Annotated in this window: 19 protein-coding genes; 7 read left to right on the top strand and 12 right to left on the bottom strand. The window is 70.0% G+C overall.

Translation table 11 applies throughout. The features are described from left to right. A partial coding sequence (locus GRF61_RS04785; RefSeq protein ID WP_169149565.1) for an alkaline phosphatase family protein occupies positions 1-2,373 on the top strand: 2,373 nt, incomplete at its 5' end. Between the two features lie 50 nt (positions 2,374-2,423). Here GRF61_RS04785 and GRF61_RS04780 read toward each other — a convergent pair. Genes GRF61_RS04780 through GRF61_RS04765 form a run of 4 tightly spaced genes read right to left on the bottom strand, consistent with a single transcriptional unit; the run spans position 2,424 to position 10,301 of the window. Next, positions 2,424-7,457 (bottom strand): diguanylate cyclase, encoded by a 5,034-nt coding sequence (locus GRF61_RS04780; protein WP_211165748.1) that lies wholly within the window; start codon positions 7,455-7,457, stop codon positions 2,424-2,426. Between the two features lie 43 nt (positions 7,458-7,500). Continuing rightward, complete coding sequence (locus GRF61_RS04775; RefSeq protein WP_169149563.1) at positions 7,501-8,229, bottom strand: hypothetical protein; 729 nt, start codon at positions 8,227-8,229, stop codon at positions 7,501-7,503. 13 nt (positions 8,230-8,242) lie between these two features. Beyond that, positions 8,243-9,043, bottom strand: coding sequence for a gamma-glutamylcyclotransferase family protein (locus GRF61_RS04770; protein ID WP_169149562.1), 801 nt, complete (start codon positions 9,041-9,043; stop codon positions 8,243-8,245). Positions 9,044-9,047: 4 nt separating this feature from the next. Beyond that, a complete protein-coding gene (locus tag GRF61_RS04765; RefSeq protein WP_211165747.1) occupies positions 9,048-10,301 on the bottom strand; it encodes a hypothetical protein in 1,254 nt (417 codons plus the stop codon). 270 nt (positions 10,302-10,571) lie between these two features. Between GRF61_RS04765 and GRF61_RS04760 the strand changes: the two genes are divergently transcribed. The 5 genes from GRF61_RS04760 (at position 10,572) to GRF61_RS04740 (ending at position 16,940) form a co-directional block, all read left to right on the top strand. Then, on the top strand, positions 10,572-11,567 hold the full coding sequence (locus GRF61_RS04760) for a HupU protein (protein ID WP_169149561.1): 996 nt from the start codon (positions 10,572-10,574) through the stop codon (positions 11,565-11,567). A gap of 73 nt (positions 11,568-11,640) precedes the next feature. Beyond that, positions 11,641-13,092, top strand: coding sequence for a nickel-dependent hydrogenase large subunit (locus tag GRF61_RS04755; protein ID WP_169149560.1), 1,452 nt, complete (start codon positions 11,641-11,643; stop codon positions 13,090-13,092). Positions 13,093-13,107: 15 nt separating this feature from the next. Continuing rightward, entirely contained in the window at positions 13,108-15,084 is a 1,977-nt protein-coding gene (locus GRF61_RS04750; RefSeq protein WP_169149559.1) for a diguanylate cyclase, read from the top strand. A 19-nt stretch (positions 15,085-15,103) separates the two neighbouring features. After that, entirely contained in the window at positions 15,104-16,450 is a 1,347-nt protein-coding gene (locus tag GRF61_RS04745; protein ID WP_169149558.1) for an ATP-binding protein, read from the top strand. A 106-nt stretch (positions 16,451-16,556) separates the two neighbouring features. Then, entirely contained in the window at positions 16,557-16,940 is a 384-nt protein-coding gene (locus GRF61_RS04740) for a VOC family protein (protein WP_169149557.1), read from the top strand. Between the two features lie 135 nt (positions 16,941-17,075). Here the strand turns inward: GRF61_RS04740 and GRF61_RS04735 are convergent, their stop codons facing one another. Next, positions 17,076-17,585: a hypothetical protein gene (locus GRF61_RS04735; protein ID WP_169149556.1), complete on the bottom strand. Its 510-nt coding sequence runs from the start codon at positions 17,583-17,585 to the stop codon at positions 17,076-17,078. A gap of 470 nt (positions 17,586-18,055) precedes the next feature. Between GRF61_RS04735 and mutY the strand changes: the two genes are divergently transcribed. Next, the gene (gene mutY / locus GRF61_RS04730; RefSeq protein ID WP_169149555.1) at positions 18,056-19,126 is read left to right on the top strand and encodes an A/G-specific adenine glycosylase; all 1,071 of its coding nucleotides are present in this window, start codon (positions 18,056-18,058) and stop codon (positions 19,124-19,126) included. A gap of 87 nt (positions 19,127-19,213) precedes the next feature. Here mutY and GRF61_RS04725 read toward each other — a convergent pair whose 3' ends face one another. The 7 genes from GRF61_RS04725 to GRF61_RS04695 form a co-directional block, all read right to left on the bottom strand. Further along, a complete protein-coding gene (locus tag GRF61_RS04725) occupies positions 19,214-19,813 on the bottom strand; it encodes an LON peptidase substrate-binding domain-containing protein (protein WP_169149554.1) in 600 nt (199 codons plus the stop codon). Positions 19,814-19,867: 54 nt separating this feature from the next. Continuing rightward, positions 19,868-20,500 carry a flavin prenyltransferase UbiX gene (locus GRF61_RS04720; RefSeq protein ID WP_169149553.1) on the bottom strand — a complete coding sequence of 211 codons (633 nt, stop codon included), beginning with the start codon at positions 20,498-20,500 and terminating at the stop codon, positions 19,868-19,870. A gap of 92 nt (positions 20,501-20,592) precedes the next feature. Further along, positions 20,593-21,021: an RcnB family protein gene (locus tag GRF61_RS04715; RefSeq protein WP_169149552.1), complete on the bottom strand. Its 429-nt coding sequence runs from the start codon at positions 21,019-21,021 to the stop codon at positions 20,593-20,595. 238 nt (positions 21,022-21,259) lie between these two features. Then, a complete protein-coding gene (locus tag GRF61_RS04710) occupies positions 21,260-22,426 on the bottom strand; it encodes an ABC transporter substrate-binding protein (protein ID WP_169149551.1) in 1,167 nt (388 codons plus the stop codon). 69 nt (positions 22,427-22,495) lie between these two features. Beyond that, entirely contained in the window at positions 22,496-23,494 is a 999-nt protein-coding gene (locus tag GRF61_RS04705) for a branched-chain amino acid ABC transporter permease (protein WP_169149550.1), read from the bottom strand. 45 nt (positions 23,495-23,539) lie between these two features. Then, positions 23,540-24,421, bottom strand: coding sequence for a branched-chain amino acid ABC transporter permease (locus GRF61_RS04700; RefSeq protein WP_169149549.1), 882 nt, complete (start codon positions 24,419-24,421; stop codon positions 23,540-23,542). Positions 24,422-24,497: 76 nt separating this feature from the next. Then, on the bottom strand, positions 24,498-25,457 hold the full coding sequence (locus GRF61_RS04695) for a nitronate monooxygenase (RefSeq protein WP_169149548.1): 960 nt from the start codon (positions 25,455-25,457) through the stop codon (positions 24,498-24,500). Positions 25,458-25,881: the final 424 nt, after the last annotated feature.

The following is a 25,881-nucleotide window of genomic DNA, read 5'->3' as shown; positions in this document are numbered from 1 at the left end:
GCCCTCCCGTCGCCCGCCACCCCCGCCAGCTTCGTCGTCAGCCGCCGCAGCGACTGCGACGGCTATCAGCTATGGCACTTCGACCCCGCCGCCGAATCACTGCTCACGCCGCTACCCCTATCGCCGCAGGCACGCCTGGACCGCCGCCACCAGCTCATCCAGATCGGCGGCTACCTGCTGGAGTGGGGGCCGCTCGAGCTGCGCGACTACTACCCCAGCTTCCCCTACCGCCTGTTCGCCTTCGACCCGGCCAGCCCGGACCCGCTGGGCGCCGAACCGGTACAGAAAGGGCTGTGGCCCAAGACCAAGTTCTGGCAGAGCCGGGTGGATTTCGGCAACCCGGACGGCGGCCACGAGCAATACGACAGCGGCGACGAACTGCTGCTGATCCCGCTGCACAACTTCCTGCTCAACTTCATCCCCACCGACGGCCGCGGCACCTTCCAGCTGTGGAACTTCGACCCCAGCCCGCTCGCCCCCGGCAGCGCCGATCCCCTGCCCGCGCCCTACACGCCGCAAGGCGCCTTCGATGCCATCGAATATGGCCACCAGCTGATCCCGGTCGGCAACTACGTGCTGGACGTCGTCGCCGCCAGCGGCAGCTACACCGTCTGGAGCTTCGACCCGCAGAACCCGATCCCGCTGGCCCGACCGACCGTGGCCGAAGGCCGCTGGCCGGAACTGGACGCCGGCCACAGCCTGGCCGCCATCGGCGAGTTCATCCTCGACTGGACACCCGCGGACGGCAGCTACCGCCTGTGGCACTTTGACCCCAGCCGCGCCGATCCGCTGGGCGAACCGCTGCGCAGTGGCCGATTGCCCACCGGCTTCGATGCCCACACCACGCTCACCGGCCTGCTCGGCCGCACGCCCATCGACCCGGCGCGCAGCGCCCAGCCCGGCACGCTGGATTTCATGCGCAGCCGCATCAAGCATGTGGTCTACCTGATGCTGGAAAACCGCTCCTTCGACCACGTCTGCGGCTGGCTGTACGAGCACGGCCAGGAGTCCATCCGCTTCGTCGGCAAGGACGGCCCCTTCCAGGGCGCCAGCACCGAGTTCTACAACCTCGACGGCAAGGACAAGGTGCATCTGTCCAAGTACAAGGACGGCAAGCTCTCCGAAGACTGGCTGCTGGAACTGCTGGACCAGGACCCGTACCACGACTATTCCGACGTGATGCGGCAGCTCTTCTTCACCGACCGCGACGGCTACCGCAAGCGCGCCGTGCCGGACATGGGCGGCTTCATCTGGAACAACGGCACCCGCCAAGTGATGGAAACCTACAGCCCGGAGCAGCTGCCGGTGCTCAACGGCCTGGCCCGCGAATATGGCGTTTCCGATGAGTGGTTCTGCTCCATGCCGGGCGGCACCGATGTGAACCGCGCCTTCTCCCTCACCGGCTCGGCGCTGCAGCAGCTGAACAACTTCCAGAACGGCGCCACCTACGAGTACTGGCCGGAGACGCCGCACCGGCCGTCGATCTGGAAGACGCTGTGGAGCAACGGCATCACCGACTGGAAGATCTACAACTCGGTGGAGTGGTTCGACTACGTCTTCAGCTACCACCTCTTCCTGCAGGGCGAGATTCCCTATGTGGATGCCAACCTCGGCCAGTTCGTCGCCGGCATCGACCAGTTCAAGGAAGACGCCCGCCGCGGCAAGCTACCCGGCTTCAGCTTCCTCGAACCGGTGTGGATCGCCGAAAGCGGCACCACCTCCTACCACCCCGGCGGCGACCTGGTGCCGGGCGAGCGCGCGCTGAACGAGATCTACGACGCGCTGCGCGCCGGCCCCGGCTGGGAAGACACCCTGCTGGTGATCACCTTCGATGAGCATGGCGGCATCTACGACCACGTCGCCCCGCCCTATGCGGTCAATCCCTGGCCCAACGATGTGAACGATGGCTTCCGCTACGACATGCTGGGCCTGCGCGTGCCCACCATCCTGGTATCGCCGTGGGTAGAGCAGAACACGGTGTTCCGCGCCGCCGGCGACACCGCCTACGACTCGACCTCCATCCTGGCCACGCTGTTGCAGTGGTACGGCATTCCAAAGACGCACTGGGGGCTGGGCGACCGCTGCGCGGTGGCACCGACCTTCGAGGCCGCATTGCGCGCACCCTCGCCCCGCCGCGAAACACCCGCTTTCGTGCCGCCCTACGACAAGGACTTTCCCCCCCGCGGGCCGGATCGCGCACAAGGCCTGCACCCGCTGCACGAGATGGTCCTGCCGCGGCTGCTCGGCGCCCTGCTGCGCGACCGGCTGACGCCGGACGAGTTGATGCGCGAGTCGAAGGCCATACTCGCCAGCGCCAAGGATCTGCCCAGCCTGCACCGGCTGATCAACGCCACCGTGCAGCGGCTGCGCTGAAACGGCTTCGTTAGCACACTCGTGCTGGAACAGCCGCGCCGCCCGGCAAGCTAGGAGGCGCGGCACACCTGGTTGCGGCCAGCGCGCTTGGCCTCGTAGAGGGCCAAGTCCGCCTGGTGCACCAGCCCGGCGATGGTGTTTCCCGCGATTGGAATCAGCGTCGCCACGCCGGCGCTGATCGTCACCCGCCCGCCCGCCGCCTGGACATGGGCGATGCCGAGCGCCGCCACCGCCTTGCGCACCCGCTCGGCAACCAGGGCGGCGCCGTCGATATCGGTATCCGGCAGCACGATCATGAACTCCTCGCCACCGTAGCGCGCCAGCATGTCCTGCGCGCGGGGCACTTCGCGCCGCGCGGCGGCGGCAACCGCAGCCAGGCATTCGTCGCCCTTCTGGTGGCCGAAACCGTCGTTGTAGGCCTTGAAGTGGTCCACATCGAACAGCACCAGCGACACCGGCGCCTGCTCACGCTGCAGCCTGGCCCAGGTTTCGGCGAGGTAGAGGTCGCCGCGGCGGCGGTTGGCCACGCCGGTGAGGCCATCGCGGTCGGCCAGGGCCTGCAGTTCCACGTTGAGCTGGGCCAGCCGGGCGGTGCGCTCGGCCACACGCTGTTCCAGCGTGCGCGAGTATTCCTGCACCTGTTCGTACAAGCGCGCGTTGTCTATCGCCACCACCGCCTGCGCCGCCAGCAGATGCACGATCTCCACCCGCTCGGCGGGAAAGGCGCCGGTCGCCAGGCGGTTCTCGATGTAGACCACGCCGTCGAAGCGCTCGCGGCCTATGGGCACGCACAAGATGGAGGCAGGACGGCGGCGCGACACATAGGGATCGCCGGTGAAGTCGCCGGCGCCGGCGGCATCGTCCAGCACCACCGCCTTGTGGCTGCGCAGAACCTGCCAGATCACCGTGACCGGCAGACCGAAGCGGCGGCCCTGGGCATCCGCGATGCAGGCCTGCGGCGGCAGCCCCTCGGCCTCCCCGGCCTCCGCCCCGCCGCTGGCGCTGAAGGCCTCCACCGTCAGCTGGCCATCGCGGCAGACCACCAGGCAACCCCATTGGCCGCCGGCGTTCTCGAGCACGATATCCATGGTGGTCCGCATCAGGCGGTCCAGCACCATTTCTCCCGAGATCACCCGCGAGGCCTTCATCAGCGAGGCGAGGTCGAGCTCTCCTCCGCTCAGCCCGCCCGCGGCCGGCCGGCGGTCCGTGAGCAACTCGGCCAGCACCGGGAATTCACGCATCAGCAGCCCGAGCTTGCGCTGGGCGCCCCAGCGCGCATACAGCAGGTAGGCCGCACGCAGATAGCCCTCGGCAGCACGACCACGGCCACCGGCGAGCAGATGGCGCGCCGCGCGCTCGCAGGCCACCGCCTCGTCCCGCAGGAAACCGCTGCGGCGGGCTGCATCTATGGCCGCCTCGTAGGCATCCAGCGCCGCCTCGCCGTGGCCGGCCAGGCGGGCCAGCTCGGCACGCATGAGCAGGTGCAGGTGGGCGAAGTTGGCCGGGCAGTTGGCCGCCCAGCGCCCCATGCGGTCGAAGTCGCGCTGCAGCCGCTCCAGGGTCGCTGCCTGCGTCGCCGCTGGCATGTCCGGGTACAGGCTGGCGCGCACGAGGAAGGCGACGATGTAGAAGCGCACCAGCTGCGGCAGCGACATCGCCGAGCGGATCAGACCATCCTGCTCCTCGACGTAGCCCAGCGCCTGCACGGTGAGGCCGTGCATGAAACAGGCCTCGGCCTTGTAGATAAGGTAGTTGGCGATGCCGGTCATGAAGCCGCGCCGGCGTATGCCGGCCAGGCAGGCGTGCTCGTCGAAGCCCGCGTCGCTCAGGGAGTCGGGCGCATCGGTGAGGCCCAGCAGGTTGCGCTGCAGTTGCAGGAACAGGGAGCCGGAGTCGAAGGAGTCCTGGTAGGCGCATTCGCGCACGATCTCCAGGTTCTCCGCGTGGCGCGCGGCGGCGGTTTCCAGGTCCAGCGTCGGGTCCCAGATCACGCAGTCCTGCGCGCTGTAGGCGAGGTAGAGCAGGTCGCCCGACTGGTAACCGGATTCGATGCCCTTGCGGAACAGCGGGGTGAGCGAGCTCCAGTGTTCGCTCCAGTGATGCACGAACATCGCATAGACGTAGATCACGCGGGCGCGCAGCGCGATGTCGTCCAGCCGCTCGTTGATCGCCAGCCCGACCTTGCCGTATTCGTGGCCGAGCGCGGGTTCGTCCAGCTCACCGCACAGGAGCATGCCGTAGGCGGCATAGGCGAAGGCAGACTCCGGGCAGTTGCCGTGCCGCAGCGACAGGTTCACCGCCTTGAGCACGAGGTAGGGAAAGAGGTTGCCGCTGCCGGACAGGAAGGCGGCGGCGAAAATCTCCATCAACAGCCGCATCGCCGTCAGCGTGGCCGGATCACGCTCGGGCGGCGCATCCACCAGCTCGGCCACCGCCCGGCCGCCCAGGTTGACCAGCACGAGGCGGCGCTCCTCGGCGATGGCGGCGTCGTCCGGGTCGTCCACGAACACCACGCCCAGCAGCGCCAGGCCCCGGATTGCGGCCTGGATGGAGGCATCCATGCGCCCGAGCGTGGCGTACTGGCGGGTGCGCACCACCAGGATTTCCGCCCGCTCCAGATCGTCGCGCGCCTGCCGCAGCAAGGCCTCGCTGCGCGCCTCCGCCTCGGCGTGGCGGCCGGTGAGGTAGGCGCACTGCTGCAGCTCGGCGGCCAGCGCCCGCGCCACACCGGTCTCGGCTTCCACCGCATCCGCCGGCAGCAGCGCTTCGCCGGTCTGCAGGTAGTCCATGGCCGCCTCGTAGGCCGCCGCATGGCGGGCGCGTATTCCGGCACTGAGGTTGAGTTGCGCCAGGGTTAGGCGCTCGGCAGGGTCGTCGATCAGCGCGCGGCCGGCATTGAGGTGGCCGACGATATCGATCAGCCTGGCTTCACGCTCTTCGGCGTCGGCGTGGCGCAGCATCAGGCGGCCGATGGAGCAATGCACCGCCTGCAGGCGCTGCGGCGGAATCAGCGCGTAGGCTGCCTGCTGCACCCTGTCGTGCAGGAAACGGTAGGAGGGGTTCAGCTCCGGCGACTCGCCGACCAGCCGGTAGCTGGCATGCAGCGGCACCACCACATGGCGCTTGAGCGCCGCCAGCAGCACCGCCGCGGTCTCGGCCGGCGAACGTTCGTGGATGACGGCCAGCGTGCGCAAGTCGAAGGTGTTGCCGATGCAGGCAGCCAGCTCCAGCAGCTCCTGGGTGGCCGGCGGCAGCTGGCGCAGGTTGTCCACCATGAACTCGACCACGTCGTTGCTCAGGCCCGACCAGCGCACCGCATGCAGGTCGCACACCCAGCATTCGCCGCCGGCCGGCAGCGAGATCGCGCCGTCCTCGTGCAGGCGCTTGAGCAGTTCGGTGGTGAAGAAGGGGTTGCCGCCGGCCTTGTCGTAGAGCAGCTCGCCCAGCTCCCGCGCTAGCGGGCGTTCGGTGCGCAAGGCGTCGGCGACCAGATCGGCCACCGCGTCGCGATCCAGCGGCCGCAGCGGAATCTCTTCCACCGCGCGCACCGAGGCCAGTTCCTCCAGCATCAGCCGCAGCGGATGGCCGGGGCCGATCTCGTTGCTGCGGTAGGTGCCGATGAGCAGCAGGTGGCCGAGCTCGCGGCCGCTGACCAAGCGTTTGATCAGCTCCAGCGTGGGCACGTCGCTCCACTGCAGATCGTCGAGAAAGATCACCAGCGGGTGGCCGGCGGCGGCGAACACGCGGATGAAGGCGGTGAGCACGATCTGCAGGCGGTTGCGCGCCTCGGCCGGCGGCAGGGCGGCCACCACCGGCTGGGGGCCGACGATCAGCTCCAGCTCCGGCACCCGCTCCACGATCAATTGCGCGTTGGGGCCGAGCGCCTCCAGCAGCGCGAGCCGCCAGGCTTCCAGCTGCGCCGGCGGCTCGGCCAGCGCCTGATGCACCAGCCCGCGCAGCGCGGCGGCCAGGGCGCTGAAGGCCTCGCCGCGCTGGAGCTGGTCGAACTTGCCCTGGACGAAGAAGCCGCGCTCCCGCACCAAGGGGCGATCAAGCTGGCTGACCAGCGCCGACTTGCCCACGCCCGAGTAGCCATGCACCAGGCAGAACACCGCGCCGCCCGCGGCGGCCGCTTCGAACAGACCCAGCAGCTGCGCCGTTTCGCGCTGGCGCCCGTACAGGTTCTGCGGCACCAGGAAGTGCAAGGGCACGTCGCCCTCGCCGGGGGAGAAGTCGTTAAGCGCCAGGCCGGCCGCCAGCGCCGCACGGCAGCGTTCGAGGTCGCCGAGCAGCGCGTCCGCGCTCTGGTAGCGCGCCTCCGGGTCCTTGGCCAGCAGCTTGAGCACGATGGCGGACACCGCCGGCGGGATCGCCGGGTCCAGCTCATGCGGCACCGGCGGCTGGCGGCTGATGTGGCAGTGCACCCAGCCGAGCGCATGATCGGCCTCGAAGGGTTTGCGCCCGGTCAGCAGTTCGAACAGGCCGATGCCCAGCGAGTAATAGTCGGAGCGGTAGTCGAGCGCGCGGTTCATGCGCCCGGTCTGTTCGGGCGACAGATAGGGCAGCGGCCCTTCCAGGCGGCGGGGAGACGAGGAGGTGGAACTCTCGCGCAGCAGCTCCGAGGCGATGCCGAACCCACACAGCCGCAAGCCGCCATCGCCCTCGGCAAACATCACCTGGGCCGGGGTGAGCGCCTTGTGCACGACGCCGCGGGCGTGGATGCCGGCCAGGATGCGCACCAGCGCGATGGCATGGCCCAGCACCTGCGCGGGCGGCAGTCCTTTGCCACCGGCGTCGACCAGCAGATCGGCCAGGCTGCGCGAGCAGGCTTCGGTGATCAGCGCCAGGTTGCCGCTGCCATGCCGCTCCACCGCATGCACCGCGATGACGCCCGGCACCTCGCTCAGGCGCTGCGCCAGCGTGCCCGCGCGGGCGAGCTCGGCCGCCTGCTGGCGGCCCGGATACTCGGTGTCCAGGGTTTCGATGCAGACGCGGGCGCCATCGGTTTCCCGCACCGCGCGGAAGGTCACCCGTCCATCCCCACGCCGGATGGCTTTTTCCAGACGGTAACCGGCCAGCTTCACGCCGGCAATGAGCCGCGGGCCTGCAGGCTGGCGGACAACCGCCTCACTGCCTGCCGCCGTCGCCGAACACCTGTTCGAAGCGGGCGCGGAAATCACTGTCCGCGCTATCCCGCAGCGGCTCGCCATGGCCACACAGCGCATGGCGGAAGGAATGCTGCGCCAGGCGGGAGAAATCTGCCGCCTGCGGCACCGCCGCCTGCATCCAGACCGGGCCGAAGTTGGCCGGGGTGAAGAAGCCCATGTCCTGCATCAGCTGACGCGATGCATCGGAGAAATATTCGTCCGGCGCAAGCCAGTTCTGCAGGGCGTCGCAGGCGATGGCGATGCCGCCTTCGCGCTCCAGCAGCAGGATGGCTTCCGGCAGCCGGGTCGTGGAGAACTCGAACAGCGTGGCGCCGGACACCGGCAGCGGCCCGCCGGCCTCCAGCCGGTGATGCGCTTCCAGCCCGCTCTCGTGCGCGCCGCCGCCGACACGCCAGTAGCGCGCGCCGTAGCGGGAAACATAGAAGGGGTCGTCGCGCCCGTGCAGCGCGCCGAGGCAGACCACGTCGGTCACCCGCCCGAGGCGGTCGAGGGCGGCGAGGCCTTCCTCGCCTAGCCGGACCGAGTTGAACAGGACAAGGCGATCATCCTCGCGGACCACCGTCATGTTGCGGCTGAAGCACCAGTCGCAGCCGTGCAGCACCGTTTCCATCGCCCCGCTGACGAAGAACACGCCAGGGAATACCTCCTGCAGGCCGCCATGGGCGAGCACTGGTGGAAACGTCTGCATTGCCTAGCCCTCTCTATACCTGACTTAAGTCGTACTGGAAGCCGCCGACATAGCGGTACTCCGCATTGTACTCATGCAGGTATGCATTCAGGTAGGCCCGCTGGCGGGGGCTCAAGCGTCCGAGCGCAACATCCTCCAGCGTCTCCAGGCCGTCGCTGCTGTCCATGCGCTGCAGATGGAACAGCGTCATGTCGCGGCCGCCGAAGAAACCCTTCAGGAATTCGTGGCGTGGCTGCGCCTCGCTCATGTCGAACACCGCGCCCGCAAGTGCAGTGAAACAAGGGTTTTGCGCCAGGGAGGCGGCATCGAAGCAGGCTTGCTCGCCGCTCGGCGCGGCAAAGGGGGAGTAGTCCGCCGAGGGGTGGATGGGGTGGTCGCGCAGCTGGTCGAGATAGGCAAGGTCCAGCCCGGCATGGCCGGCACCGGCCAGCAGGATGTTCAGATAACGCTGCGTGGGCAGGCAGGCGTCGTCGATGAAGGCGGGCATGCCGACGTAGGCGAAAGCGGGTACGGCAGCGCCCGAAGCATTGACTTCCACGAGGACACGGTCATAACCATAGCCATAGGCCTCGGCGGCATCCAGCAGGGCCAGGGCATCGTCGTCGCAGCGATGGAGGACGCCCTGCACGCAGTCCTGCGGCTTGCCGGTGGGCTCGATGTTGCCCATGCCGCCCTCGTGGCGGAAGAAGTGGCGCACATTGAAGCGCAGCCGCCAGCCGTGCAGCCGGGCCGGCCGCGAGTCGAGCGCGGTGACCCCTTTCGCCTGCAGGGATCGCAGGCTCATGTTCGAGCCGTAGCCGAAGTAGTCGAACACCCGCTTACTCGCGGTAGCTGTTGCAGGTGTTGTTCCAGCCGGCCGGCCGCTGGCCCGGCGGCGGCAGGGCGGAAGTCACCGCAGCCGGGTCGTACTTGCAATCGTAGGTGGCGCAGGCATTGGCGGCGTGGGCGGAGCAGTAGTTCCAGGCTTCCTCATAGGAAGCGCAGACGGCAGCCGGGTTGTTGTTGTCCAGCTTGGCCTGCACGCACAAGGACTGGCGGTCGGCCGCCGTGGCCGGTGCCGACCAGCGCGTGGAGCAGGCCTTGCGGGCGGCATCCGGTGTCATACCCGGCGTTTCCGCCATGGTGATCAGCCAGCAGGCGGCGATGAAATCCTTGCTTTCGTCGGTGAGCAGGACGTGGCTGGTGCCGCAGCGCTTGTCGGGGTCGCCGGGGCAGCAGTTGTAGCTGGTGACGTCCGGGTGGTTGGTGGCGATCCAGGGCACCGTGCCGGCCTGTCCGCCGAGGTCGGCGCTGCCGACGTCGAGCACGCCGACCTGCGGTTGCCCGGCGATCCGCGCCCAGGCATTGCGCGCGGCGGTACCGAATACCGCTACCGGCCGCACCACGCGGGTGGCATCGCCCGCGGCGAGCAGGCTCAGCATCGGCGTGATGTAGTTGCCGGCGGCGCCTGAGATATCGTCGAAATAGGCGAGCGGATCGGGCAGGTAGGCGTCCTGGCCGCTGCCCGCCGCCGCGATCGGGCGGCTGTCGACGATGGTTTCATAGGACAGCACGTTGTCGGCACCGGCCGCGCCCATGACGCGGCCCCAGCGGCACATGGTGAAGTTGTTCAGGTAGTCCTTGCCGGTCAGCGCGGGCACCGGCGGGTAATCGAGGAACAGCACCGTTTCCTGGTTCACCATCGGCAGGCCGAGCGGCAGGAAGGGCACCCAGGGTTCGCCGCTCACCGGCGCCGGGTCCCAGCAGCCGGCCTTGCCCTTGCATGCGGCCACGCCCTTGAGCGCCTGCTGGGCGTGGGCAGCATCCAGGAACCGCGGATGAACTTCGGCATAGCGCAGGCTGGTCGCCGTGACCGGGGTGATCCGCACTCTCACCGTGCGCGCATCGCCTTCGCCCTGGAAGTCTACTGCGACCTCGGCGTTGCTCACCCCGTCGCGCAGCAAGGACTGACGGGTGAATTCGGCCACCGTGGCGGCGAGGTCGGGATACTGGGCGGCATAGGGCTGGGGCAGCCAGGACGCATCCGGGTACAGGGCGCGGATATCGGCCTCGGCGCCCAAGGTATAGCTCACCGCCGCGCCTTCCTGTTTCCCGCCATGAACATCATGGCCACCGGTTGCCGAACACGCGGACAGCACCAGCACAAACGCCGCCGCCAGCACCTTTCCGCCCAACACACGCCTCACTTTGCCGATCATCGCCCTCTCCGTGGTCATCGCCCTGCGGCCCGCCCGCTGCGCCCGGCGCAGCCCGGCCCGGGCAAAACGCAAGGAGCATAACCCATGTTTCCATAGCCTCCCTGCGGCCTTTCCGCACCATCCCGGAAATGGTTCAATGCCGCCATGAATCTGCTCTGGCTTCAATCCGGCGGTTGTGGCGGCTGCACCATGTCGCTGCTGTGCGCCGATACCCGCGACCTCTTCGGCCTGCTTGGCGATGCCGGCATCAAGGTGCTGTGGCACCCGGCGCTGTCGGAGGAAAGCGGCGCCGAGGCGCTTTCCACGCTGGAAGCCTGCTGCCGTGGCGAGATCCCGGTGGACCTGCTGTGCGTGGAGGGCTCCATGCTGCGCGGCCCCAATGGCAGCGGCCGTTTCCATGTGCTGGCCGGCACCGGCAAGCCGATGATCCACTGGGTGAACGAGCTTGCCGCCCAGGCCCGCTACACGCTGGCCATCGGCAGTTGTGCCGCGTTCGGCGGCGTCACCGCCGGCGGCCCCAATCCCACCGATGCCTGCGGCCTTCAGTACGAGAACGAGGTGCGCGGCGGCCTGCTGGGCGCCGGCTACCGCTCCGGCGCCGATCTGCCGGTGATCAACGTCGCCGGCTGTCCCACCCACCCCGGCTGGGTGGTGGATACGCTGCTGGCGCTGGCGATGGGCGAGTTCGGCGCGGCCGACCTCGACAGCCTGGGCCGGCCGCGCTTCTATGCCGACCAACTTGTGCACCACGGCTGCAGCCGCAACGAGTTCTACGAGTTCAAGGCCAGCGCGGAGAAGGCCTCCGACCTCGGCTGCATGATGGAGCACATGGGCTGCAAGGGCACCCAGGCCCATGCGGACTGCAATGTGCGGCCGTGGAATGGCGCCGGCTCGTGCACCGCCGGCGGCTACGCCTGCATCTCCTGTACCGAGCCCGGCTTCGAGGAGCCCGGCCATCCCTTCTCGCAAACGCCCAAGGTCGCCGGCATTCCCATCGGCCTGCCGTCGGACATGCCCAAGGCCTGGTTCGTCGCCCTGGCGGCGCTGTCCAAGTCGGCCACGCCGCGGCGGGTGCGGGAGAACGCGGTGGCCGACCACCCGGTGGTGCAGCCGGCGATACGCCGCACCGGGCTGCGATGAGACGCGGTCCCAAGCAAGCACCGGCAGCCCGCGCTACCGGCGGCCAGACTTCTTTCAGCGCCGGAGGCCGCCAGTGAGCCGCCTGGTCGTCGGCCCGTTCAACCGTGTCGAGGGCGACCTCGAAGTCACGCTGGACCTGGACACCGGCCGGGTGGCCTCGGCCCGGGTGAATTCGCCGCTGTTCCGCGGCTTCGAGCAGATCCTCGCCGGCAAGGACCCGCGCGACGCGCTGGTGTTCGTACCGCGCATCTGCGGCATCTGCTCGGTGTCGCAGTCGGCCGCCGCCGCCGCCGCGCTGCGCGAGTTGATGGGCCTGACGGTGCCGGCCAACGGCGAGCGCGCCGCCAACCTGGTGCTGGCGGCGGAGAACCTGGCCGACCACTACACCCACTTCTACCTCTTCTTCATGCCGGACTTCGCCCGCGACGCCTACGCCGGCCGACCCTGGTTCCCGGCGGCGCAGGCGCGCTTCAAGGCGGTGGAGGGCAGCGCCGCGGCCGAAGCCCTGCCGGCGCGCGCCGCCTTCCTGCAGTTGATGGGCCTGCTCGCCGGCAAGTGGCCGCATACGCTGTCGCTGCAGCCGGGCGGCTCGGCGCGCGGCGTGTCGGCAGCGGAGAAAATCCGCCTGTTCGCGCTGCTGCGGGAGTTCCGCGGCTGGCTGGAGCGCCATCTGTTCGGCGACGCGCTGGAGAACATCGCCGCGCTGGCGTCCATCGAGGCGCTGCATGCCTGGCGCGACGCCCGCGCGCCCACCGCCTCCGATCTGCGCCTGTTCCTGGAGATCGCCGACGATCTGCAACTGCACACCCTGGGCCGCGCCAACGACGTCTTCATCAGCTACGGTGCCTACCAGGCGGGCGGGCGCCACCTTTTCCCGCGCGGCGTCTGGCGGCCGGACGGCAGCCTGGAATCGCTGGACCCGATGCGCATCACCGAGGATGGCAGCCACGCCTGGATGAGCGATAGCGCGCCGCTGCACCCCTGGCAGGGCCGCACCCTGCCGCTGGCGGAGAAGGACGGCGCCTACACCTGGTGCAAGGCGCCGCGGCTGGGCGGCGAGGTAGCCGAATGCGGCGCGCTGGCGCGCCAGCTGGTGGCAGGCCATCCGCTGATCCATGCGCTGGTGGCGGCGGACGGCGGCAATGTGCGCGCCCGCATCCTCGCCCGGCTGCTGGAGATTGCGCGGGTGATCCCGGAGATGGAGCGCTGGGTGCGCGCCATGCAGCCGGGCGAGCCCTTCTGCGCGCAGGGCGAGATCCCGGACGAAGGCTGCGCCGTCGGCCTGGTGGAGGCCGCCCGCGGCGCGCTGGGCCACTGGCTGGTGGTGCGCCGTGGCCGCATCGCCAACTACCAGATCATCGCCCCCACCACCTGGAACTTCTCGCCGCGCGACGCGGCCGGCACGCCGGGCGCGCTTGAGCAGGCGCTGGTGGGCCTGCCGGTGGGCGAGGGCGAGCGCGTGCCGCTGGCCGTACAGCATGTGGTAAGGTCTTTCGACCCCTGCATGGTGTGCACCGTGCATTGATCCGCCCCGTCCGCCATGACGATGCGTGCCTCCACCGACGAGGCGGCCGGCCAGGCCACCTCTCCCTCGCCACCTCCCGCGGCCTCGCTGCGCCAGCGTGCGGTGCGCCTGCTGCGCACCGCCGAGCTGAGCTGGCTGGGCATCACCCTGGCGGTGGCGCTGGCGTGCAACGGCGCCCTGCTCTACCTGGCCACCAGCGAACGCCAGCAGGCGCTGGACACCGCCGGCCAGACGCTGGCGCTGGCGGCGCAGATCATCCTGCGGCGTTCCGAAGCGGTGCTGGACCGCTACGACCGCACCCTGTCGGGCATCGGCGAGGTCATCGCCCAACGCCAGGGCCTGCGGCCGGGCTCCGACCTGGAACTGCACCGCCTGCTGGTACGCCGTCACGGCATCACCCCGGGCCTGCGCTGGATCTTCGTCGTCCGCGCGGACGGCAGTCTGGCGGAAGGCTCCATCACTTTCCCGGCCCTGAAGCTGAACCTGGCCGAGCGTGAGTACGTCACCGCCCACCTGCACGACTGGGACGAAGGGCTCTACATCGGCGCACCGGTGGTGCCGCTGCAGGGCGGCGCCGCCTTCATCCCGCTGAGCCGGCGCATCACCGACGATGGCTGGGGCATGCTGGGCGTGGCCGCCGCCGGCCTGGAGGTGGAAACCTTCCGCTACCTGCTGGACGACCAGGACCTGCCCCACGGCTACGCCATCACCCTGTTCCGCGCCGACGGCCCGGCCCTGGCCTGCCTGCCACTGGCGCAACCCTGCCGGAACATGGAGCCCTCCCGCTTCCGCCCCAGCCCTGATGCGGCGCCGGACCCGGGCGCCGCGGTGCTGCTGCACCATCGCCTGCTGGGCGACAACCGCGGGCTGGGCGCCTACAAGCATTCGGCGACCTATCCCATCACGGTGGCGGTGGATGTACCGGAGGCGGTGGCGCTCTCCGCCTGGCACGCCCGCGTGCGCTTGTACGGCGTGATGATGGTGGGCGGCAATCTGCTGGTGCTCTTCCTCGCCTTCTCGCTGCTGCGCCAGAGCCAGCGCCGGCGGCGGGCGGTGGAGCAGCTCGCGCAGGCCAACCTGCGGCTGGAAGAGCGGGTCGCCATCCGTACCCGGGAGCTGCAGATCAGCGAGGCGCGCATGCGCACCCTGTTCGACACCGCCAGCGACGGCATGGTGGTGACGGACGCCGGGGACTGCATCGTGGACCTCAACCCGGCGGCGGAGCGCATGTTCGGCCACAGGCTGGCGGACGCCCGCGGCCGCGACATCAGCCTGCTGATCCCGGACGAGGCGGCGCTGCGCCACGCCCGCTTCGTCGCCGAGCGCGACGAAGGCGAGGCGGGGGGGCTGCTGCGGGAGCACACCGCCCGCCGCGCCGACGGCAGCGCCTTCCCGATCGAGGTCACCGTCGGCAGCGCCGAGGTGGACGACCTGCAGCTGCACTTCTGCATCGTCCGCGACATCACCGTGCGCAAGACGCTGGAGGCGGAGCTCAACCGCCTCGCCAACACCGACGGCCTCACCGGCATCCTCAACCGCCGCGCCTTCATCGCCCAGGGCGAGCGCCTGTCGGCGCTGGCCCGCCGCCACGGCCGCCAGATGGCGCTGATGGCGGTAGACGCCGACCGCTTCAAGTCCATCAACGACACCCACGGCCACCCCGCCGGTGACGCAGTGCTGCGCGCGCTGGCGCGGGCGGTGGAAAGCTCGCTGCGCGCCACCGACCTGTTCGGCCGCCTGGGCGGCGAGGAATTCGCCGTGCTGCTGCCGGAAACCTCGCCGCAGGGCGCGGCCGAGGTCGGCGAGCGCCTGCTGGACGCGGTGCGCAGCTGCGTAGTGCGCTGGGAAGGCAGCGAGCTGCGCTTCACTGTCAGCCTCGGCCTCACCATACTGGAAGCTGACGACCGCAATTTCGACAGCCTGCTGCAGCGCGCCGACCAGGCGCTGTACCGCGCCAAGCGCGACGGCCGCGACCGCCTGGTCCTCGCCTGAACCCCACCGCCCCGCTCCCATGTCCACTCCGCAAGACCCCTCTCCGCTGCAGCACACCGGCCATCCCGGCGAACTCGTCGGCGTCGGCGAAGAAGTGTGGATGGATGTCATCCACAAGATGGACGAGGTGTATTCCGACCTGCTGCAGTACGAAGTGGCGCTGGAGGAGAAGAACGCCAAGCTGGAAGAATCGCAGCAGTTCATCCTGTCGGTGCTCACCTCCATCTCCGACATCCTGGTGGTGTGCGACCGCAACGGCACCATAGAAGACGTGAACCGCTCGCTGGAAGACTTCGCCGGCCGCTCCGCCGCCCAGCTGCGCGGCACCTCGGTGTTCGAACTGTTCGCCGGCGACCAGGCGCGCGCCCAGGCGCGCCACCTCTTCTCCGCCTTCAGCGAGCAGCCGCTGCACGACTGCGAACTGCCGCTGCGCGCCGGCGACGGCGGCGTGGTGCCGGTGTCGCTCAACTGCACGCCGCGCTTCAACGCCGTCGGCAAATCGCTGGGCATGGTCGTCACCGGCCGGCCGGTGGGCGAACTGCGCCGCGCCTACCAGGCGCTGCGCCAGGCCCACGAAGACCTCAAGCGCACCCAGCAGCAGCTGCTGCACTCGGAGAAGATGGCCTCGCTGGGCCGCCTGGTGGCCGGCGTCGCCCACGAACTGAACAACCCGATCAGCTTCATCCTCGGCAACGTCCACGCCCTCAAGCGCTACGCCGACCGCCTGCAGGCCTACATCGCCGCGCTGCACGGCGGCGCCGGCGCCGACCGCCTCGCCCAGCTGCGCGCCGAGCTGCGCATAGACCGCATCGTCGGCGACCTGCCGCCGCTGATCGAAGGCACCATGGAAGGCGCCGAGCGCACCCGCGACATCGTCGACGGCCTCAAGCGCTTCTCCGCCATAGACCGCGACGAGCAGGAGCGCTTCGACCTTGCCGAAACCGTGGAGCGCGCGGTGCGCTGGGTACGCCGCGCCACCCGCGAGAGCTTCGAGGTGCGCATCGACCTGCCGCCCAAGCTGCCCATGCTCGGCTCCGCCGGCCAGATGCAGCAGGTGATGATGAACCTGGTGCAGAACGCCTGGGACGCTACCGCCGAGCAGCCGGAACACTGGCTGGACATTCGCGGCGAAATCGCCGACGGCCGCATCCACCTCGCCTTCCACGACAACGGCCCGGGCGTGGACGAGCAGCACCTGGCGCACATCTTCGACCCCTTCTTCTCCACCAAGCCGGTGGGCAAGGGCACCGGCCTCGGCCTGTCCATCAGCTACGGCATCGTCGATCGCCACGGCGGCCGCATCAGCGCCGCCAACCATCCGGCCGGCGGCGCGGTGTTCACGCTGGACCTGCCGCTGGCGGAGTGAAGGCGGCAGCCTTCGCCATCGACGAAAACCGCCTTGGCCAGCCGGCGATTTTCAAACGCGGCCGGCGGACTTATGGTGAGCACCACCTCCACGCCCACCCTTCCCCATGATCGATCACCTCGACCACCTGGTGCTGACCACCGCCGATGAAGCCGCCTGCATCGACTTCTACACCCGGGTGCTGGGCATGCGTCTGGAGAGCTTCGGCGCCGGCCGCAGCGCCTTCGTGTTCGGCGCGCAGAAGATCAACCTGCATGTGCGCGGCCGCGAGTTCGAGCCCAAGGCCCACCTACCGGTGCCGGGCGCGCTGGACCTGTGCTTCATCGCCAGCGTGCCGCTGGAGGACTTCATCCGCCATGCGGAGGCCTGCGGCCAGCGCATCATCGAAGGGCCGGTGCTGCGGACCGGCGCCGCGTTCAGGATACGGTCGGTGTATCTGCGCGACCCGGACCTGAACCTGATCGAGGTCTCGGAGCGGGCGGAGGGCTGAGCCCGCACTGCGCCGGGCATTTCTGCCGCCGATCCGGCCGGTGCGCTGCCGGACAACAGGCAGCGCCTGAACAAAAAACGCCCGGGATCTCTCCAGGGCGTTTTCATCCAGCCGGCCGCAAGCTGCGGCCCGGCCTCAGTTGATCTGCTGCAGCTGGCCGCGCAGTTCCGCCGGTACGTCCTGGATCAGCATCACCGCGATGCTGCCGTCGCTCGCCTTGTTGTTGTGCGCCGCCTTGGCACCCAGTGTGGAGCTGATGTTCTCCGGCGACAGGTTGTACATCTTGCCGTTCATCGGATCGACGACGAACCAGCCGATCAGCCCGCCGAACAGGAAGTTGCCGGCGATGTACCAGCCATTGGCGCTGGCCTTCACCGGAATGGTCTGTTCCTCGAAGCCCGGCTTGCTGATCTTCACCGTGTAGGACTTGCCGCCCCAGTAGCTGCCGTTGCTCTTTTCCAGCGGCACCGAGGTGGGCGTGCTGCCCTTGAACACCGGCTTGCCGGTTTCGTCGTCGATGATGGTGATGGAGGCATCGCTAGGCGTGCTGCTGATGGGCATCACATGCACCGGATTGCCCATGATGGTGGCGCAACCCACCAGGGTGGCAAGCAGCGGCGGCAGGATGATGTTTCTGAGTTTCATGGAGCTCCCTTGAAGCCCGGTTCGGAAGTACGGCCTGGCGCCCGGGCACGCGCGGCCGTCGGGCCCCAGCGGCCCGGCTTCCCGGCGGTCCGTCCGCGGCCACCCGGCCGCATACCGATTCGATAATCCAATCGAATATCCGCGCAAAAAGCCGGAGCATCCTAGACAAGAACATTGGCATCACCCGTGGCGCTTTTCACGCTCCGGCGCGGTTAATGGCGAAATCCCGATACGGCGACAGGGAATTCCAGCGGAATCGGCGGCGACATGTCTTCTCCATGCGCCCGCCGCCTGCCCCGCCGGAGCCCGCGGAGGGCTGGCGACAGCAGGGCGGGGCGCGGCTCCCCGCGAGGCGCCAATGGCGTAGTATTCGCGGACTTCGAGCCGCCCCGGCCGGTACTGCCTCAGCGTGCCGGCAGCGAGCGCCAGCGGCCACTTCCCCCGACGACGCAGCAGGAGCCCCCTTTCCCATGAGCGATTTCGCCCGCCGCCTGTCCGCCTGGCAGCGCACCCACGGCCGTCACGGCCTGCCCTGGCAGGGCGGGCGCGATCCCTACCGCATCTGGCTGTCGGAAATCATGCTGCAGCAGACCCAGGTGGAAACGGTGATTCCCTACTACACCCGCTTCCTGGCGCGCTTTCCCGACATCGCCAGCCTGGCGGCAGTGCCGGTGGAAGACGTGATGGCGCTGTGGAGCGGCCTGGGCTACTACGCCCGCGCGCGCAACCTGCACCGCGCGGCACAGCAGGTGGTGGAGCGCCACGGCGGCCACTTCCCCGCCAGCGCGGCGGAAATCGCCGAGCTGCCCGGCATAGGCCGCTCCACCGCGGCAGCCATCGCCGCCTTTTCCCGCGACGAGCGCGTCGCCATCCTCGACGGCAACGTCAAGCGGGTGCTGTGCCGCTACTTCGGCATCGAGGGCTTTCCCGGCGAGAAGGCAGTGGAGAACCGGCTATGGGCGCTGGCGGAATCGCTGCTGCCGGAGCAGGAGATAGGCGTCTACATCCAGGCCCAGATGGACCTGGGCGCCACCGTCTGTACCCGCGGCCGGCCGGGCTGCAACCGCTGCCCGCTGGCCGAGGACTGCAGCGCCCGTCAGCAGGGCCGGCAGACCGAACTGCCGGTGGCGCGGCCGAAGAAGGCCATTCCGCGGCGCGAGGCCCGCTTCGCGGTGGCGATGCGCGGCGATGGCGCGGTGCTGGTGGAGCGCCGTCCGCCCAGCGGCATCTGGGGCGGCCTACTGGCGCTGCCGGAGATCCCCGCCGGGCTGGCGGAGGGCGACATCGCGGCCTGGGCGGCGGACACCCTGGGCGTCCGCAGTGCAGCTCCGCAGGCGCTGGCGCCGCTGTCCCACACCTTCACCCACTTCATCCTGGACATCCAGCCGCTGCGGCTACCGGTGGAGGCGGAACTGGCGCGGGCGCGCGACGATGCGGCGCTGTCCTGGCTGCCGGCGGCGGCCACCGCCGAGGCCGCACTGCCGACGCCGGTGCGGCGCATCCTGGACGCGCTGAACGCGCCCGACCTGTTCGCTTCCTGAGCCGGCCTGGCGCCCGCCGTCGCCCGGGTATGACGCCCAGGGCTCAGCCGGGCGAAGGCGCCCCTTCCACAGCCCGCTTGAGGAAGCTCAGCGCTTGCCTTCCAGCAGCCCATGCTGGCGCAGGAACTGCTGCATGATCTCCAGCCGGCTGAGCACGTCGTCCAGCTCCAGCAGGCGCTGCTTGGCCGGCAGCGGCACCGGCAGCAGCTCGGCGTAGCGCGCGCCCACCCAGGCGGCGTCGTCGAAGTGGTGCGGCGGCGGCAGGCGCTCGCCCAGCTCGCCGACGATGGCTTGCAGCAGCGGCAGCAGCTCGGCCTGCGCCTGCGGTACTGGCTGCGGCGCGGGTTCGTCCAGCCAGCGCACGGTGGCGGTGAGCAGGCCGTCGCGCTCCACCTCGTGATCCTCGATGCGGAAGCGGCGATGGCCGCGGACGACGATGGAGAGCATGCCCGGCTGCTCCATGTCCCACTGCTCGATGCGCGCCTCTGTGCCCACCGGCTGCGGCAACGCCGCCTCGCCCACCTCCTTGCCGGCGGCGATCAGGCAGACGCCGAAGCCGCTCCCTTCGCGCAGACAGCGGCCCACCATGTCCATGTAGCGCGCCTCGAATACCCGAAGCGGCAGCAGGCCGTCGGGGAAAAGCACGGTGTTGAGGGGAAACAGCGGCAGGCGGACAGTGGCGGACATGGGCACGGACGGTAGCGGGTGACGGGGTTCTGGAGCTTGGGCCGGGGCGGAGCCTCAGCCCGGCGCCGCGTCGGCCCCCTCCTCGCCCCAGCGCGCCATCAGCCGATGCGGCACGCCGAGCTGGTCGAGGATGCGGGCGACGATGAAATCCACCAGGTCCTGCACGCTCTGCGGGTGGTGGTAGAAGCCGGGACTGGGCGGCAAGATGCAGACGCCCAGGCGGGCGAGCTTCAGCATGTTCTCCAGGTGAATGGCGGAAAACGGCGTTTCCCGTGGCACCAGCACCAGCTTGCGGCCTTCCTTGATGACGACGTCGGCGGCCCGCTCGATGAGGTTCTGCGACAGGCCCATGGCCACCGCGGCCAGGGTCGCCATGGTGCAGGGGCAGACCACCATCGCGTCCGGCGGGTTGGAGCCGGAGGCCGGCGGCGCGAACCATTCCTCCCGGCCGAACACCCGCAGCTGGCCGGGCGCGGCGGCAAAGCGGGCGCTGAGCTCGGCCTCCACCTCGGCCGGCCTGCCTGGCAGGTTCCAGTCCATTTCCTGGCGGGCGACGATCTGCGCCACCTGGGAATACAGCAGCCAGACGCGGCAACCGGCGGCGAGCAGGCATTCCACCAGGCGCAGGCCGTAGGGCATGCCGGAAGCGCCGGTGAGGGCAACGGTAACGGTCAGCGGGGAAGACATGAGGCGGCCGGTCGGGCGGAAGGAGGCCCAAGGTTACTCCATCCGCCCGGCGGCATGGCGACCCGGGCCGGCGGGCCCGGGCACGGCGGCGATCAGCGGGACAGGATCACCTGGGTGATGATGCCGGTGGCGATGGCGACCAGCAGGAAGTCGCCGCCATCCACCCGCATCCAGTGGTAGCCCCGCGGAGGCGGGCGCAGGTGGTGGTCATGCCAGTCGACCACCACGTAGCGCGGTTGCCGGTAGTCGCGCGGCAGGTAGTGGCCGCGCGCCCAGTGCGGAGGGCCACGGAAGTCCGGGCCGCGGCCGGGGCCGTCGTAGCGGGGTCCCGGCGGGCCGCCGCGGTAGTCGTCGCGGTGGTAGTCGCCGCGGCGGTCATCATCACGGCGGCCGTGGTCCCAGCGGTCGTCATGGCGATCGTAGCGAGGCCCCGGGCCGCGGTCGTAATCGGCGGATGCAAGCGGCGCCGCGGCGATCATGCTTACCGCCAGCAGGGCGGCAATCAACTTGCTGCTCTTCATGGTGTGCTCCTCGAAACACGCATCACACCGGTCGCCCGTGGCCATTCATTCAAGCCGCGGGCCGGTGTGGCAGGCACACACTCCCACTACGACGAAAAGCAGACAAGCGCGCTCTGTAATCCAACGTAGCAAGGCCGGAAACGGCAAACAATTGGAAGCACTTGCTTGCCAATACCGCTTCCGCCGAAACAACTGCGGTCCGGCCGCTTACCACTTTTGCGGCATTGCCCGGCCCGGTCTACTCCAGGTAGTCGGTCAACATCACCCAGCGGCCGTCGCGGATCTGCGCCAGCCGGCCCTGGCGGCTGCCGAGGTGGTCTTGCGGGCTGAAGCGGTAGCCGGGGCTACCGAGGAAATCGCCGTCGGTATGCAGCCGCTCCATCGCCGCGGCGAAGCGGGCGGTGGTGAGCTCCGGGCCGGCCTGCTCGGCGCCGCGCACGAAGAGGTCGGCCAGCACGTAGCCCATCACGCTCCAGACGTTGGGATCGGCGCCGAAGCGCTTGTGGTAGCGGCCTATCCAGGCCGCCAGCCGGGGCGGGGCACCGTCGGCGTAGGGCAGCGGCAGCACGCTGACGCCGAACAGGCCTTCGACCGCCGCGCCGCCCAGCTCATGCGTTTGCGAGGAGTAGCCGGAGGCGCTCACCAGCATGTCCACCGCCCAGCCGTTGCGCCGCGCCTCGGTCATCGCCGCCACGGTCTCGCGCACCACGGTGGCGAGCACCACCAGGTCGCAGCGGGCGCTGCGCAGGCGGGCGATCTGGCTGGAGAAGTCGGTGGCGCCGCGCTTGTATGCGGTGCGCTCCACCAGGCGCTGGCCCAGCTTGGCGAGGCCGCTTTCCACGCCCTTCATCACCTCCAGGCCGTAGTCGTCGTCCTGGTAGAGCAGGCAGGCCCGGCTGTAGCCGCGCGACTTCACCATGTGGCGGGTGGCCGCCTCCATGTAGTCCTGGTAGGGCGGGAACATCTGGAACTTGAGCGGGTGCAGCGGGCTGTAGGTGGATTCGTGCGGCGAGAAGGGGAAGAGGTGCAGGCGGCCGGCATCGACGATGGCCTGCATGGTGGCCATCACCACCGGCGTGCCGAGGTTGGCGAGGAAAGCGAACACCTGGTCGCGCTGCAGCAGCTTGCGCGCCGCCAGCACGCCGCGCTTGGGGTCGTAGCCGGCATCCTCCACCACCAGCCGCAGCTTGCGGCCATGCACCCCGCCGGCGGCGTTGGCATCCTCGAAGCGCAGCAGCATGCCGTCGCGCACCGGCGCGCCCAGCAGGGCGGCGGGGCCGGAAAGGTCGAGAATGCTGCCGACCACGATCTCGCGGTCGGAAACGCCGGGCGTGGCGGCATGGGCGGCGGGCAGCAGGCTGCCCAACAGGAAACAGGCGAGGAAAAGAGCGCGAGCGGCAGACATCGGCGGCAAGGAAGACGATCACGGGGAAGGCGAATTATCCGGCATCGCCCCCCGCCTCCGCATGCGTACCTACCGTAGGCTGCCGCCGCGCCGCTTTTCACCTCGCAAGCGCCACAGCACCACCGCGACGATGACCACGCCGAACAGCGCCGTCTCCAGCCCGGCGCTGCCCACGCCCTCGCCCGGCAGCGCATCCCGCGCCACCGCGATCAGCTGCGGCACCGAGACGATCACCAGCGCACCCCACAGCGCGCCGGACAGGCGGCCGACGCCGCCGAGGAAGACCAGCATCAGCAACTCGAAGGACAGCATCAGGCCGAACTGCTCAGGGCTGATGAAGCCTATCCAGTGCGCGTAGAAGGCGCCGCCAAAGGCGGACACGCCGCCACCGAGGATGAAGGCCGCCGACTTCGCCCGCGCCAGATCGACGCCGCAGGCGGCCGCCGCCGCCTCGTCCTCCCGAACCGCCCGCCACGCCCGGCCCAGCCGCGAGCGCAGCAGCCTGCGGCAGGCCATCCAGGCCAGCGCCAGCGCGGCCAGGCTGACGACGAACTGGGCGAGCGGCGTCTGTGCGCGCCAGCCGCCCCAGCCGAAGGCCGGCACCAGCATGCCGGCGGCGCCCTGGGTCAGCGAAGTCCAGCGCGTCAGCACCTCTTCCACCACCAGCGCGAAAGCCAGCGTGCTCATGCCGAAATAGAGCCCGCCCAGGCGCCGCGCCGGCAGGCTTGCGACCGCGCCGCCGCAGGCGCCCAGCGCCACCGCCGCCGGCAGCGACAACAGCGGCGGCCAGCCAGCCGCCGCCAGCAGGCATTCCGCGTAGGCGCCCAGCGCCACCAGCGCGCCCTGGCCGAGCACGATCTGCCCCGCCTGGCCGACGATGAGCACCACGCCCAGCCCGGCGATGGCATAGGTCGCCACCAGCGTGGCCTGGCCCAGCGCGTAGTCGGTGCCGAGCAGCAGGCAGGCGAGCGCGAGCGCAAGGGCGGCAAGGGCGAAGCCGGCCAGCGCGCGGCGTACCGAGGCGCGGGCGCCTGCAGCCGTGCGGGGCAGATCATCGCGCGCAGCCATGTCCGCCGCATCGGCCCGGCTGGGTCTCACCGGAACGCCCATGCCTCAGGCCGCCCGCCGCGCGCCGAAACCGGCCGGAAACAGCAGCAGCGCCGCCAGCAGCAGCAGATAAGGCACCACATCCTTGGTCCCTTCCGGCAGCACCAGCCCGGCCAGCGCCTCGACCACGCCGAGGAACACGCCGCCGGCCAGCGCGCCCGGCAGGCTGGTGAGGCCGCCCAGCACCGCTGCCGGAAAAGCCTTCAGCGCAATGAAGCCCATGTTGAGATGGACGAAGGTGATGGGCGCCAGCAGCACCCCGGCCAGCGCCGCCAGCGCCGCCCCCAGCGCCCAGGCCAGGGTGTGCATGCGCGCCACCGGCACCCCCATCAGCGCCGCGCTGCGGGCATCCTCGGCGCAGGCACGCAGCGCGAGGCCGCTGCGGCTGTAGCGGAAGAACAGGCTGAGCGCCGCCGCCGCCAGCGCGGTGACGGCCATCACCAGCAACTGGCCGCCGGGCAGGCTCAGCGGACCGAGGCGGACCACCGCATCCGCCCAGGGTAGCGGCAGGGCGAACATGCCGTGGCTGGCGGCCGGCACCGCGGTGACGCCGCCGCGCAGCATCAGCCCCAGGCCGAAGGTGAGCAGCACGGCGCCGAGGTGGGACTGGCCCATTGCGGGCTGGCCCAGGGTGTGGCGCAGCACCGTCCGCTCCAGCACCGCGCCCAGCAAGGCCGCACCGGCCACGCCGCCGATCAGCGCCACCGCCAGCGGCCAGCCCGCCGCCTGCAGCGCGACGACAGCGAAGGCGCCCACCATCAGCAGCTCGCCCTGCATGAAGCTCACCGTGTCGGCTGCCTTGTAGATGAGCACGAAGGACAGCGCGACCAGGCCGTAGACGCAGCCCATCGCCACCCCGCTCACCAGCACCTGTATGAAAGTCAGCATGGCGCGCAGCATAGCGGATGCGCCCGCCGGCGCCGGACGGGCCGCCGCGCCTCGGCGGCCTGGTGCCGACGGTAGCTCAACGCCAGCTTTCGGCCAGCGCCGCGCTCGGCGGCAGCCGGCAGGCGAGCAGGTACTCCGCCTCCAGCCGCTGCACCAGTCCGGCCACCGTCGGCACATCGTGGATGGTGGCGACGCCGTGACCGGCGCTCCACACATCGCGCCAGGCCCGCGCCTCGTCGGAGAGGCCCTTCAGCTTGCCCTTGCCGACGCCGGCGGCCAGGGTGCTCGGGTCCAGCCCGGCATTGCGCAGGCTCTCCGCCATGAAGTTGGCGTTGGTGCCGGAGATCGCATCGGTATAGACGATGTCGCTCGGGCCACTGGCGAGCAGCATCTGCTTGTAGGCCTCGGGCGCCAGGGATTCGCGGCTGGCGATGAAGCGGGTGCCCATGTAGGCGAAATCCGCCCCCAGCACCTCGGCCGCACGTATCGCCGCGCCGTCGGAAATGCTGCCGGCCAGCACCAGCAGGCCGTCCCAGAACTCGCGGATCTCCCGCACCAGGCTGAGCGCGCTCTGCGTGCCGGCATGCCCGCCGGCGCCCGAGGCCACCGCGATGATGCCGTCCACCCCGGCCGCGGCCGCCTTGCGCGCATGGTAGGCATGCACCACATCCGACAGCACCAGCCCGCCATAGCCATGCACCGCCTTCACCACTTCGCCCGGATGGCCCAGGCTGGTGATGACGAAGGGCACCTTGTGCCGCAGCACCGTGGCGAGATCCTCCTGCAGGCGGTCGTTGGACGCATGCAGGATGAGATTGACGCCGTGCGGCGCCGCCGGCTTGCCCGCCAGCGCGGCGGAGATCTGCCCCAGCCATTCGTCCAGCTGCGCCGCCGGCCGCGCGTTCAGCGCCGGGAAAGTGCCGCCCACACCGGCCTTGCAGCACTCGATCACCAGCTCCGGCCCTGATACCAGAAACATCGGCGCGGCGATGGCGGGAACGCGGAAAGTGCCGCGGAATGCGAGAGGAATGGTCACGGGCGTCTCCTTGGGTTTGTTATCCGGTGGATGCGTCTGGGCGGAAATCTAGCACCCGGCAAGGAGGGCGCAAACGCCGCGGGCTCCGGGCGCGGACCCCACTCGACTTGATTCATGTCATCGTCAAATTCGTAACAATCCATTAGATTATGCCGCCGCCGTCCTGCGCCCTCGGAAAGCTCAGGAGCGGCAACGCATGACCTAGCGCTTCATCATTCATTTCCAGGAGTCGATCGGATCCCTCGCCGCTCTCGCCTTGCTCTCCGGTTGCGCCTCCGTGCCCATGGCCGATGCCCAGCGGGACGCCAGCGCCAAGACCTTCGCCGTCGCACCCGGCAAGGCGAACATCTACGTCTATCGCAATGAATCCATGGGTGCGAGCGTGAAGATGGACGTCGCGCTCAACGACAAACCCGTCGGCCAG

The sequence above is a fragment of the Azoarcus sp. TTM-91 genome (assembly GCF_012911025.1).
Lineage (GTDB): Bacteria > Pseudomonadota > Gammaproteobacteria > Burkholderiales > Rhodocyclaceae > Azoarcus.
This window is presented reverse-complemented; position numbering and strand designations above follow the sequence as displayed.

Bases quoted from the DNA above. Each gene is read 5' to 3' on its own strand.
- GRF61_RS04750 (WP_169149559.1), top strand. From the start codon at position 13,108: ATGACGATGCGTGCCTCCACCGACGAGGCGGCCGGCCAGGCCACCTCT.
- mutY (WP_169149555.1), top strand. From the start codon at position 18,056: ATGAGCGATTTCGCCCGCCGCCTGTCCGCCTGGCAGCGCACCCACGGC.
- GRF61_RS04705 (WP_169149550.1), bottom strand. From the start codon at position 23,494: ATGGCTGCGCGCGATGATCTGCCCCGCACGGCTGCAGGCGCCCGCGCC.
- GRF61_RS04740 (WP_169149557.1), top strand. From the start codon at position 16,557: ATGATCGATCACCTCGACCACCTGGTGCTGACCACCGCCGATGAAGCC.
- GRF61_RS04735 (WP_169149556.1), bottom strand. From the start codon at position 17,585: ATGAAACTCAGAAACATCATCCTGCCGCCGCTGCTTGCCACCCTGGTG.
- GRF61_RS04710 (WP_169149551.1), bottom strand. From the start codon at position 22,426: ATGTCTGCCGCTCGCGCTCTTTTCCTCGCCTGTTTCCTGTTGGGCAGC.
- GRF61_RS04720 (WP_169149553.1), bottom strand. From the start codon at position 20,500: ATGTCTTCCCCGCTGACCGTTACCGTTGCCCTCACCGGCGCTTCCGGC.
- GRF61_RS04760 (WP_169149561.1), top strand. From the start codon at position 10,572: ATGAATCTGCTCTGGCTTCAATCCGGCGGTTGTGGCGGCTGCACCATG.
- GRF61_RS04715 (WP_169149552.1), bottom strand. From the start codon at position 21,021: ATGAAGAGCAGCAAGTTGATTGCCGCCCTGCTGGCGGTAAGCATGATC.
- GRF61_RS04725 (WP_169149554.1), bottom strand. From the start codon at position 19,813: ATGTCCGCCACTGTCCGCCTGCCGCTGTTTCCCCTCAACACCGTGCTT.
- GRF61_RS04700 (WP_169149549.1), bottom strand. From the start codon at position 24,421: ATGCTGACTTTCATACAGGTGCTGGTGAGCGGGGTGGCGATGGGCTGC.
- GRF61_RS04745 (WP_169149558.1), top strand. From the start codon at position 15,104: ATGTCCACTCCGCAAGACCCCTCTCCGCTGCAGCACACCGGCCATCCC.
- GRF61_RS04775 (WP_169149563.1), bottom strand. From the start codon at position 8,229: ATGCAGACGTTTCCACCAGTGCTCGCCCATGGCGGCCTGCAGGAGGTA.